General features: G+C 47.6%; 10 protein-coding genes and 1 pseudogene. 8 read left to right on the forward strand and 3 right to left on the reverse strand.

The window, feature by feature from the left end:
• Nucleotides 1-54: 54 nt before the first annotated feature.
• Both treC and treP read right to left on the reverse strand, forming a co-directional pair.
• Nucleotides 55-1,677, reverse strand: coding sequence for an alpha,alpha-phosphotrehalase (gene treC / locus ACEYCN_RS01940; RefSeq protein ID WP_373712620.1), 1,623 nt, complete (start codon nt 1,675-1,677; stop codon nt 55-57).
• An 80-nt stretch (nt 1,678-1,757) separates the two neighbouring features.
• The gene (gene treP, locus ACEYCN_RS01945; RefSeq protein WP_373712621.1) at nt 1,758-3,782 is read right to left on the reverse strand and encodes a PTS system trehalose-specific EIIBC component; all 2,025 of its coding nucleotides are present in this window, start codon (nt 3,780-3,782) and stop codon (nt 1,758-1,760) included.
• Nucleotides 3,783-3,950: 168 nt separating this feature from the next.
• On the opposite strand from treP, the gene treR reads away from it, so the two are divergent.
• From treR to ACEYCN_RS01965, 4 genes are read left to right on the forward strand one after another with little or no spacing between them, the layout of a single operon-like run.
• Nucleotides 3,951-4,664, forward strand: coding sequence for a trehalose operon repressor (gene treR / locus ACEYCN_RS01950; protein ID WP_373712622.1), 714 nt, complete (start codon nt 3,951-3,953; stop codon nt 4,662-4,664).
• Nucleotides 4,665-4,723: 59 nt separating this feature from the next.
• Nucleotides 4,724-5,035 (forward strand): hypothetical protein, encoded by a 312-nt coding sequence (locus tag ACEYCN_RS01955; protein ID WP_373712623.1) that lies wholly within the window; start codon nt 4,724-4,726, stop codon nt 5,033-5,035.
• On the forward strand, nt 5,032-5,577 hold the full coding sequence (locus tag ACEYCN_RS01960; protein ID WP_373712624.1) for a CvpA family protein: 546 nt from the start codon (nt 5,032-5,034) through the stop codon (nt 5,575-5,577). Before ACEYCN_RS01955 ends, ACEYCN_RS01960 begins: the two co-directional genes overlap by 4 nt.
• 35 nt (nt 5,578-5,612) lie before the next feature.
• Nucleotides 5,613-7,946: an endonuclease MutS2 gene (locus ACEYCN_RS01965; protein WP_373712625.1), complete on the forward strand. Its 2,334-nt coding sequence runs from the start codon at nt 5,613-5,615 to the stop codon at nt 7,944-7,946.
• Between the two features lie 11 nt (nt 7,947-7,957).
• Here the strand turns inward: ACEYCN_RS01965 and ACEYCN_RS01970 are convergent, their stop codons facing one another.
• Complete coding sequence (locus ACEYCN_RS01970; protein WP_373712629.1) at nt 7,958-8,476, reverse strand: glutathione peroxidase; 519 nt, start codon at nt 8,474-8,476, stop codon at nt 7,958-7,960.
• A gap of 131 nt (nt 8,477-8,607) precedes the next feature.
• On the opposite strand from ACEYCN_RS01970, the pseudogene trxA reads away from it, so the two are divergent.
• The 4 genes and pseudogenes from trxA to ACEYCN_RS01990 form a co-directional block, all read left to right on the forward strand.
• Nucleotides 8,608-8,931 (forward strand): annotated as a pseudogene (gene trxA, locus ACEYCN_RS01975) (thioredoxin); the annotation flags it as partial.
• A gap of 57 nt (nt 8,932-8,988) precedes the next feature.
• Entirely contained in the window at nt 8,989-9,933 is a 945-nt protein-coding gene (gene msrB, locus ACEYCN_RS01980) for a peptide-methionine (R)-S-oxide reductase MsrB (protein WP_373712630.1), read from the forward strand.
• An 86-nt stretch (nt 9,934-10,019) separates the two neighbouring features.
• Complete coding sequence (locus tag ACEYCN_RS01985) at nt 10,020-10,871, forward strand: mechanosensitive ion channel family protein (protein ID WP_373712626.1); 852 nt, start codon at nt 10,020-10,022, stop codon at nt 10,869-10,871.
• 28 nt (nt 10,872-10,899) lie between these two features.
• Complete coding sequence (locus tag ACEYCN_RS01990) at nt 10,900-11,493, forward strand: DUF4352 domain-containing protein (protein WP_373712627.1); 594 nt, start codon at nt 10,900-10,902, stop codon at nt 11,491-11,493.
• Nucleotides 11,494-12,120: the final 627 nt, after the last annotated feature.

Consider the following 12,120-nt stretch of genomic DNA (forward strand, 5'->3'; position numbering starts at 1 on the left):
CTTCATTGGGCTCAAACAAAAAAACTCTGACAGAAAACTGTCAGAGTCGCAATGTTACAGCTCAATCGCCAAGGTTTGATATGGCTGCAATACTAGGCTTTCAGTTAGTTCTACCCCATCGTAATTGCTGATGAGGACCTTGCCGGTCTGGTAATTGGCTGGGAGCTGGATGGTCACTTCCTCAGGGAAGAAGTTGTTGAGGACTAGGAGTTTCTGGTTATCCAGCTGGCGTTCGAAGGCATAGACTTTGTCGCTGTCTTGGTAGGCTGCCTTGTAGTCGCCTTCGGCGATCAGTGGCAAGGCTTTGCGCAGTTGAATCAAGTCTTGATAGAAGCGGAAAATCTTACCAGACTTCTCATTCTCAACATTGATTTCTTTGTAGGTCTTACCAGCCTTGAGCCAAGGGGTTCCGGTGGTGAAACCAGCATTTTCGCTGGCATCCCATTGCATCGGAGTGCGGGAATTATCACGGGACTTGGCCTGGATAATGGCGAAGGCCTCTCTTTCAGACTTGCCAGCCGCTAGGAGCTCCTGGTAGGCATTGATGGACTCCACATCCACATAATCAGCCATGGAATCAAAATCAGGGTCAACCATACCGATTTCTTCACCCATATAGATATAAGGTGTTCCTCTGGAAAGATGGATGGCAGCCGCCAGCATGGTGGCCCCTTCTGTGCGGAAGTTTTTGACATCGACGAAGCGGTTGAGGGAACGGGGTTGGTCATGGTTGTTCCAGAAGAGGGCAGACCAGCCATTGCCAGCACTCATGCCTTCTCCCCAGGTATGGAAGAGGGTCTTGAGTTCTTCAAAGTCAAAAGCCTTGAGGGTCCATTTTTGGCCCTTTTCATAGTCCACCTTGAGGTGGTGGAAGTTGAAGACCATGTCCAGTTCCTGACTTTTAGGATTGCTGTACTGGACGCAGTTGGGAATATCAGTAAAGCTCATTTCCCCAACGGTCACACCGTCCTGGTCCTGGCCAAAGCTTGCCTTGTTGAGCATTTTCAAATAGTCGTGGTTGATGGGACGGTCTGTGTATTCTGGTTTACCATCAAAGTTAGGATTGTCCTTGAGGACCTCGTCCTTACCAATCAGATTAATGACATCAAATCGGAAACCCTTGACCCCTTTTTCTCGCCAGAAATTGACCACCTTGAACATCTCCTCGCGGACATGGGGGTTTCGCCAGTTGAGATCGGCTTGGGTGATATCAAAGAGGTGGAGGTAGTATTTCCCAGTGTCTCCAAAGGGAGCCCAGGCATTGCCGCCAAACTTGGAAACCCAGTCTGTTGGCTTATCTCGCAGGATGAAGAAATCCTGGTAATAGGGATCGCCAGCTAGGGCCTTCTGGAACCATTCGTGCTCAGTCGAGCAGTGGTTGAGGACCATGTCCAGCATGAGCTCGATACCATGTTCCTTAGCTTTTTGGGCCAGTTCTTCAAAGTCTGCCATGGTCCCAAAGAGGGGATTGACAGCAGTGTAATCCGATATATCATAGCCATTGTCCCGCTGAGGACTAGGATAGAAGGGATTGAGCCAGATGACATCAACACCCAATTCCTGCAAATAAGGCAGTTTTTCGATGATTCCACGCAGGTCCCCCACACCATTTCCGGTCGTATCTTTATAGGATTTTGGATAAATTTGGTAGACAACCTGTCTCTTATCAAAGGTCATTCTTTCTCCTTTTTTCTTTTCAGCCATAAACACTACAAGCCTGGCGGTTCTTGTCTGCCAGGCCTGTTTCGTTTTACAGTTTATTTTTTAACAGCTGCAAACAGGGCCTGACCTGCAACAACATCTGTTGGAAGGGCAGGAAGGTCAGCTGGAGCATAGGCATCTTGGTTGGTAATGATAACAGGAGTTTCAGTTGGGTAACCAGCTGCCTGAATGGCTTCCATATCAAAGGTGATGAGCAGATCACCAGCCTTAACGCTGTCTCCTTGAGCTACATGGGCTGTGAAGCCTTGGCCTTCTAGGTTAACAGTGTCCATACCGATGTGCATGAGCAGTTCGACACCATCTGTTGAAGATAGGCCAACCGCATGTTTGGTTGGGAAGAGAACGGATACTGTTCCATCAACTGGAGCCAGCAATTTGCCTTCGCTCGGTTGGATAAGAACACCTTGTCCCATCACACCTTGCGCAAAAACAGGGTCTTGTGCCTGACTCAACTCTTTGGCTTCACCAGTCAGCGGGCTGAGGATTGAAAATGTTGTACCTGCAGCAACCTCTTCTTTGACAACTTCTGTAACTTCTTCTACAAGAGGAGCTGCTACAAAGTCAGCTTTGGCTTCGTCTTCAGCCTTGGTCAGAATACCAGCTTTGCGGAAGAAGAAGGTTAGGGCGAATGGGACAGCAATGGCTACAGCCATAGCCAAGAGGAATGCTCCCCAGTATTGTGCCTTGATCGCTAAGATTCCTGGTAAACCACCGACACCGATGGCATTGGCTGTGATGTTGAGGCTTGTTGAAATCAAACCAGCAATACCAGAACCAATCAAGCCAGCAACGAATGGATAGATGTATTTGACGTTAACCCCGAAGAGGGCAGGCTCGGTAACTCCCAAGTAAGCTGAAATTGCAGCTGGAAGGGAGATTTGAGCTTCTTTTTCACTGTGACGGTTCATGAAGTAGTAAGCTAAAACAGCTGAACCTTGAGCAATATTAGAGAGGGCAATCATTGGCCAGAGACCAGTTCCACCAGCATCCGCAATCAACTGGGTATCGATCGCATTGGTCATGTGGTGGAGACCAGTGATAACGAATGGAGCATAGAGGGCACCAAAGATAGCGCCGAAGAGCCATTTGAATGATCCGGTCAAACCAGCCAATACGATAGAAGACAAGCCTTGACCCAACCACCAACCAAATGGTCCAAGGACAGTGTGGGCCAAGATAAGGGCTGGAAGAAGGGATAGGAATGGCACAAAAATCATAGAAACCACTTCTGGGATACGTTTACGCCAGAAGATTTCCAGATTAGCAAGAGTCAGACCCGCCAAAAGGGCTGGAATAACTTGCGCTTGGTAACCGATACGGTTGATAGTGAAGGAACCGAAATTCCACACCCAATCGCTTGCGATGGTAGCGGCATCAGTACTAGGTACAGCGTAGGCATTGAGCAATTGTGGGGATACCAAACAGATACCAAGGACGATACCTAAGATTTGAGTTGTACCCATCTTACGTGATACAGACCACGTGATTCCCACTGGTAAGAAGTGGAAGATGGCTTCACCTGGTAACCAGAGGAAGTGGTTGACCCCGCTCCAGAAAGGAGAAACCATGGTGATGGTATTCCAAACAGGGTTACCGTCTACGTCAAAAACTTTGGCTCCGTCAACGACTTGTTGTCCCAACCAAGGCATACCTACAGATTCCAAAACGTTACGGAAACCGAGGATCAAACCACCTACGATGATGGCTGGGATAATCGGAGTGAAGATTTCAGCCAACATGGTTAGAACACGTTGTACTGGATTGAGGTTTTGCTTCGCAGCAGATTTAGCTGCTTCTTTAGATACGCCTTCGATACCAGAAACGGCAGTGAAGTCGTTGTAGAAGATAGGTACATCGTTGCCGATGATGACCTGGAATTGACCTGCATTGGTAAAGGTTCCCTTAACCGCTGACAGGTTTTCAATGGCCTTGACATTGGCCTTCTTTTCGTCATTTAAGACGAAACGCATACGAGTTGCACAGTGGGATACTGCCGCAACATTCTCCTTGCCGCCTACTGCTTCTAGCAGGGCTTTGGCATCGTTTTCAAATTTTCCCATAATGTCTCCTTTTATGAAAAAGAATATATTTGATTTGTACGTACAAATCGTTTACGGGATTATTGTAACCGATTTCCAAATAAAATGCAAGCTTTTTTTCAAAAAAAATTTTTTTTGATATAATAGTCCAGAACATGTATGTAAAAAAGCAGAACAATGAAAGAAGTTATGAAAAAATATCAAGAAATTTTCAATGATTTACAAGAAAAGATTCTCAATGGCAGCTACCTAGCAGGGGTCTTATTGCCAACAGAGAAAGAGTTGCAGGACCAGTATGGAGTCAGTCGAGATACGGTCCGAAAGGCCCTTCGGCTCTTGACAGAAAAAGGATTAATTCAAAAGGTTCAAGGCCGAGGCTCTCAGGTCCTTAAGCAGGAATTGCTCAATTTTCCTGTATCAGGTCTGACCTCCTATAAGGAATTGGTTGACAGTCTAGGTCTCAATAGCCAGACCCGAGTTATCAGTTTGGACTTGATGACAGTGGATGAACAGACCGCCCTGCAGACAGGCTTTCCTGAGGGAAGTCAGGTTTGGAAGCTTCTGCGGACCCGGTCCATTGACGGGATTGTCTCTGTCTTAGATTTAGACTATCTAGCCAAAGATTGTGTGCCCAACTTGACACAGGAGATTGCGCAGACCTCGATTTATGCTCATTTGGAGGAGGAACTGGGCTTGGATATTTCCTATGCTCAGAAGGAAATTACCATCCAGGCTTCGACCGAAAGGGAGCGCCTGCTCATGGACAATCAGGATGATTATCTCGTTTTAATTCGATCTCGCGTTTACCTAGGAGATACGAGGCAATTTCAGTACACGGAGAGTCGGCATAAGATTGACAAATTCCAATTCGTGGATTTTGCCCGCCGTAAGCATTCGCTATGAGACATTTCCCATTAGTCAAAAAGGGGCTTTTACGGTATAATAGAGTTTGAGGTATTTTTATGAAGAACTTAAATCGATACAAATTTACATTTGGAAAAAAGCAACTGACAGTTACAACCGAGCACGATAACCTCTTTATGGAAGAAATTGAGCGTCTTGTTCAGGAAAAATACCAGGCCATCGACGAGAAATTACCCAATGCCGATGCTGAAACCAAAGCTCTACTCTTAGCCATCAATGCCCTGTCTGTCCAGTTGTTGCGGGAGATGGAACATGCCAAGGTGGAGGCCGAGCTGGCCAATGTCAAGGAAATGGTCCTGAAGAAGAACGTGACCTTGGTAGATTTAGATGAACTAGAGGAACAGGTATGATTTCAATTATTTTATTGCTCATTTTAGCCTGGAGCTTTTATATCGGCTACAGTCGTGGCGTCGTTTTGCAAATCTTTTACTGCTTTTCCTCGGTCCTTGCCTTGCTGGTTGCAGCAGGAAGTTATAAGAAATTAGCTAGTATTTTCTATCTCTGGATTCCCTTTGCCAATGCTACAGAAGGATCCAGTACCTATTATTTTGACAGCAAGTACTTGTTCGATTTGGATCAAATCTTTTATGCCGGTCTCGCCTTTCTAACCATCTATCTGCTGGTCTATATCATCATGCGATTTTTGGGGATTTTCATGCATCTGGTGCGCTTTATCGATCCAGAAACGACCAAGATGAACCTGGTAAGTGGGATTTTGTCCGTCCTTGTGACCATCATTTCCCTACAACTAGCACTGACTATTCTTGCGACCATACCGGTTCCGCTTGTTCAAGATACCTTGCACAAGAGTTTTGTGGCCAATGTCATCATCAACACCCCTTTGACCAGCCAATGGTTGCGTCAGCTCTGGGTTATCAATACAATCGGGTGAGGCTTGTCCTTGCTCTTTTTAAATAAGTAGAAACTATGAACAGAAATATTTTAGAAACCTTAGAATTTAACAAGGTCAGAAGTCTCTTGGAACCTTTGGTGGTGACTGAGCAAGGTCAAAAGGAACTTGCAGATGTTAGCCCTATGTCAGAAATTTCGCGCATCCAGCAGGCCTTTGATGAGCTCAAGGATATGGCAGACCTCTTTGTCCATTATCCCCATTTCAGTCTGGGAGCGACTCAGGAGATTGGGCCGGCCATGCACCGCCTGGACTTGGAAGCTGACCTCAATATCATGGAGCTCCTAGCGGTCAAGCGGGTCCTGACAGTCTCCAAGGAATTGGTTGACTTTTATTCTAATTTAGAAAATGTCCAGCTGCGGCAGCTGGACAAGCTCTTTGAAAAAATCGAAACCTTCCCGGGACTTCAAGGAACCCTCATGGCTCTTAATGACGCTGGCTTTTTGGAAGATTTTGCCAGTGAAGAACTGCTGAAAATCCGCCGCCAGATTCAGGAAAAAGAAAGCCAGGTTCGCCAGGTCTTGCAGGATTTGCTCAAGACCAAGGCGGATATGCTGTCAGACAGTATCCTGGCCAGCAGAAATGGCCGCAATGTCCTGCCTGTGAAAAATACCTACCGCAATCGGATCGCAGGGATTGTCCATGATATCTCCGCCTCTGGGTCAACGGTCTACATCGAGCCTCGGGCGGTGGTCAGTCTCAATGAAGACGTCACGCATTTGCGGGCGGAGGAGCGGCACGAAGTGGCGCGGATTTTGCGGGAGATGTCTAGCCTCTTGCGGCCCCATAGCGGCATCATCGGTAACAATGCCTGGGTCATCGGGCACCTGGATTTGGTCCGGGCCAAACATCTCTTTGCCCGCAAGCATGAGGCAGTTGTTCCGACCCTGTCGGATAAGCAAGACATTGCCCTTCTCAATGTCCGCCATCCCCTCATCAATAACCCTGTCGCCAATGATGTCCGCTTTGGCAGTCAACTCAAGGCCATTGTCATCACTGGTCCCAATACAGGTGGGAAGACCATCTTGCTCAAAACCCTAGGATTGACCCATCTGATGGCCCAGTCGGGCCTGCCCATCCTTGCTGATGTAGGCAGCCGCGTGGCTGTTTTCAAAGAAATCTTTGCAGACATCGGGGACGAGCAGTCGATCGAGCAGAGTCTATCCACCTTCTCCAGCCATATGACCCATATTGTGGCCATCATGAAAGAGGCGGATGAGGATTCTCTGGTCCTTTTTGACGAGCTGGGAGCGGGGACAGACCCTCAGGAGGGGGCGTCCTTGGCCATGGCCATTTTGGATGATCTCCGTCTGCGGGGAATCAAGACCATGGCGACCACCCACTATCCAGAGCTCAAGGCTTACGGTATCGAGACCCCTCAGGTGGAAAATGCCAGCATGGAGTTTGACACGGACAGTCTGCGACCGACTTACCGCTTTATGCAGGGGGTCCCTGGCCGGTCCAATGCCTTTGAAATCGCCCGTAGGCTAGGCTTGGCGGAAATCGTGTTCCGAGCAGCCCAGGAATGGACGGATACGGACAGCGATGTCAACCGGGTCATTGAACGGCTGGAAAAACAAACCCTAGAAAGCCGCAAACGCCTGGACCATATCCGAGAAGTGGAGCAGGAAAATCTCAAGATGAACCGAGTTCTGCGCAAACTCTATGATGAGCTCAATCGGGAGCGGGAAAATCTTCTCAACAAGGCCCGTCTGGAGGCCAAGGACATTGTGGACTTGGCCCTGGCTGAGAGTGAGGACATTCTCAAGAATCTCCATGATCAGGCCAGCCTCAAACCCCACCAGATTATTGAAGCCAAGAGTCAGCTGAAGAACTTAGCCCCTGAGGTAGTGGACCTATCCAAAAACAAGGTCTTGAAAAAGGCCAAGGCCGAACGGGCTGCCAAGGTGGGCGACGAAATCCTGGTAACCGCCTATGGCCAAAGGGGAACCCTGGTCAATCAACTCAAGGATGGCCGCTGGGAAGCCCAGGTCGGTCTCATCAAGATGACCCTGAAACGGGAGGAATTTGGTCTAGTCAAGGCTGAAAAAGACAGCCAGCCTCAGCAAAAGCAGGTCCATGTGGTCAAACGCAGCAGCGGCAAGGGCCCTCGGGCCAGGTTGGACCTACGAGGCAAGCGCTACGAGGAAGCCATGCAGGAACTGGATGAGTTTATCGATCAAGCCTTACTTAATAACATGGCCCAGGTCGATATTGTCCATGGAATCGGCACAGGTGTCATCCGTGAGGCCGTTACCAAGTACCTGCGTCGCAACCGCAATGTCAAGGAATTTGGCTACGCCCCCCAAAATGCCGGTGGATCTGGATGTACGATTGTGACCTTTAAGTAAAGTGAAAAACCTTACCAGCGTAAGGTTTTTACTATATTGGATTGATTTGGTTTCCCGATTTGAACCAGAATCTCCTCCTCCAGCTCCTTGGGCTCCGTCTTGGCGGAGAAGCGCTGGACTACCTGACCCTCTCGGTCAATGAGAAACTTGGCAAAGTTCCACTCGATGGCCTTTCCTAGAGGACCGGAGGCTTGGGACTTGAGCCAGGTGTAGAGAGGGTCTGCTTCCTTGCCGTTGACCTTGATTTTGGCAAAGCGGGGGAAGCTGGTCTGGTAGTTGAGACTACAAAAACTGTTGATTTCATCTGCCGTACCGGGTGCCTGACCTAAAAACTGGTTGCAGGGAAAATCGAGGACCTCAAAGCCTTGGTCCTGATAGCGGTCGTAGAGTTCCTGAAGGCCCTTATACTGGGATGTCAGTCCGCAGCCTGTGGCCGTATTGACGACTAGTAGGACCTTGTCGGTATAGTTCTTGAGAGAAATGGGTTGTCCATCCTGGGCCCTTACTGTAAAATCATAGATGCTTGTCATCATTTGTCCCCCTTTCTTGGTTGCTTTTCATTCTACCACTTCAAGCAGGCCGAGTCCAATCCCAGCCGTAGCAAATTTTTGGAAAAAAGTTCTTTTTGGTGTAGAATAACAGTACAAAGAAAAGAAACGGAGAAAAAATCATGGTACAAGCAGTTACAGATGCAAACTTTGTCGAAGAAACAAAAGAAGGCGTAGTCCTAATTGACTTCTGGGCAACCTGGTGTGGCCCATGCCGCATGCAGGCGCCGATTTTAGAGCAGTTGTCTTCCGAAGTGGATGAGGACGAATTGCGTATTTTCAAAATGGATGTGGATGAAAATCCTGAAACAGCCCGTCAATTCGGCATCATGTCCATCCCGACCCTCATGTTCCAGAAAGATGGACAGGTGGTCAAGCAGGGGGCAGGTGTCCACTCCAAGGCGCAAATTTTAGCTATTTTGGCTGAAATCAGCTAAGCACAAACTCGGACCTGTTCCGAGTTTTTTTGAAAAAAGAAAGGAAAGTTGATGGCAGTGAAGGAAATTTATCTAGCAGGTGGTTGTTTCTGGGGTCTGGAAGAGTATTTTTCCCAGATTGAGGGGGTCTTGGAGACGCGGGTTGGTTATGCCAATGGTCAGGTTGAGACGACCTCTTATCAGCTGCTCAAGCAGACCGACCATGCAGAAACGGTTTTGGTTCGCTATGAATCGGAGACCATTTCATTGCGGGAAATCCTGCTCTACTATTTCCGCGTGATTGATCCTTTTTCTATCAATCAACAGGGGCCTGACAGGGGTCGCCAGTATCGGACGGGTATCTATTATGTGGACGAGGCTGATTTGGCCGACATCCAGACTGTCATGGCGGACCAGGAGACTCTGATGGGGCGTGGACCCTTGGCAGTTGAGGTGGAGGCCTTGCGGCATTTTATCAATGCGGAAGACTACCACCAAGATTACCTCAAGAAAAATCCTGGCGGCTACTGCCATATCGATGTCAGCCAGTCTCAGATTCCCTTGATTGATGCCAAAGCCTATCCAAAACCATCAGATGAGGAACTCAGGGCTCGCTTGAGTCCAGAAGAATATGCAGTGACCCAGGAATCCGCGACAGAACGGCCCTTCTCGAATGCCTTTTGGGACAGCGAGGAGGCGGGCATCTATGTGGATATCACCACAGGTGAGCCCCTCTTTCTCTCAACAGATAAGTTTGATTCAGGCTGTGGCTGGCCCTCCTTTACCAGACCCATTTCCAAGGAAGTGGCCCTCTATGTTCAGGACCTGTCCCATGGCATGAACCGCATTGAGGTCAGAAGCCGGGCAGGTCAAGCCCATCTGGGCCATGTCTTTGATGATGGACCGCATGATAAGGGCGGACTGCGTTACTGTATCAATTCGGCAGCCCTGCGCTTTATTCCCAGGGATCAGATGGCAGAAGCAGGGTATGGGGGATTTTTAACCCTTTTGGGAGCAGAATAGACATGGGTTCGGGATGACTTTCTCGAACCCTTTTGCAAAAATTTGTTATAATAGTAGGAAAAATAACCCAATCCAGAAAGTATGACATGACCTTTATTCAAAATTATTTATCCCAATTTAATCTGGACAGCATCCTGACCACTGTTTTTAACAAGCTACTGTCTCTCATCTTGCTCTATATTGTCTTTTTAATCACCAAGAAGCTAGTTCACTTGTCTGTCAAGAAGCTCTTGGCCCCATCCCTGAAGTTAGCCAGACAGGATCAGGGTCGGCAAAAGACCATCACCCGTTTGGTGGAAAATATTCTCAATTATGCCCTCTACTTTATTCTGATTTACTGGGTTTTGAGCATTTTGGGCCTGCCTGTGTCGAGCCTCTTGGCTGGTGCGGGGATTGCAGGAGTGGCCATTGGTCTAGGAGCCCAGGGCTTCCTGTCGGATCTGGTCAATGGTTTCTTTATCCTCATCGAGCACCAGTTTGATGTGGGCGATGTGGTTCGCCTGACCAATGGCCCCATTACCATTGAGGGAACCATTGTCAGCGTCGGGATTCGGACCACACAAGTGCGGGATGCGGATGGGACTTTGCATTTCATCCCTAACCGCAACATCCTGGTTGTCAGCAACAAATCCCGTGGTGATATGCGGGCTCGGATTGATATTCCTCTTTCACCAAGAGCGGATCTAGAAAAGGTGGCTCAGGTTATCGAAGCAGTCAATGAGAAGTATCTATCCGACTATCCAACCATCAAGGACTGTGTCGTCCTGGGAGCTCAGGCTTCACCAAGTGGGCAGTTTTCTTACCGCGTCCATTTGACCGTAGAAAATGGCCAACAGAGCTATATTTATCATACCTTCTATGGCTTATATCAAGAAGCCTTGGTTCAGGCTGGTATTGAGTTGCCCCAAATTAGCATCATGGCGGGCAACCCGAAATGAGATTTTATGGAAAAAGAGGAGAAGGAATATGTTTCCAAAGGAATTTGTGATTGAAGACGGGATTGTTTATTACCGCAAAAAGCCCCTTCACAAGCAGCCCTTGTTTTGGACAACGATTGCAGGGGCTGTGATTTCGCTTGTCTTGGGTACCTTGGTGCTGGTTCTGCTCTTTTTTATCGGGGCATCGGAAATCAGTCAATCAGATTACAATGGCAATAGCAACGAATACTATGAAGATTTGTCAACCTATACCGATTATGAGATTGGGGAAACGGTTGAATTTGACGATGGTCTGAAGGTAACGGTTCAATCCATGAAGGAGGACCCTGCTGTCGAGCTCATAGAAACCTACTATGCTAATGCCCTCGTTGTAGACCTGGTGGTTGAAAATACCCTAGAGGAAGAATTCTATTTTGATGAATATAGCTTTTCCCTTTATGATGGGGATTCTGAAGACTATCTCTCACTTGATTACCGGACTTATGATGTCGATATTCCCGAGAAGTTGGCGCCGGGTGAGAAACTCAACCTGAAATTAATCTATGGCTTCAATGATGAAAAGGAACTCATCTTCACCTATGACGACGCCTCCTGGACCCTGCTCTTAAGCCAAAGTTTGTAAGAAAAAACCTACTGTACCAGCATTTCTAGGCGGTGTAGTAGGTTTTTATTGTATAAGGGGTGAGAGTTCCTATCACAAATTATGGTGTTTTCTCTTGCTCACACTCTTTTAGGAAGCTTTCAATTTGTTCTGGTCAGCATGTATCTTGTGCCTTTTATGAAACCAGAAAATCAGTTTTTTGAGCTCTCTCTGTTTATTCTAGGCCTGCTTTTAATCATTTGGTCATTGTTGAGCCTAGATAAAAGAAACAGTTTTCAGCACTTTTTTGCTGGAATGGGAGAAATACCGCTCTTAAGCTATATCTTGATTAGCTGCATTTGTTTTTCCCCGTTTGTTCATATCTTCATCATGGGTAAAGCTATTTCTTCAAGCCTCCTCATCTTAACCATCCTGTCCGTGCTACTGTTTGCTTTGTTAACCATCAGTCGCATCTATCGGAAATGAGAGTGGGACAGAAATCGGTAATTTCGAAGAAATTCGATTTCGTCAACAAGTCTTTAGTCCCACCTCCGCATAGCTCAAACTGTCTGGGAGACAGTTTGAGGTTGGAGATAAGGCGAACTCGGTTCGCATCAATCGTATAGGGCTATAAAAGCTGAATTATCAGCGTATTTTGACACAAACTCC

This window comes from Streptococcus sp. (genome assembly GCF_041802885.1).
In the GTDB taxonomy this organism is placed as follows: Bacteria; Bacillota; Bacilli; order Lactobacillales; family Streptococcaceae; genus Streptococcus.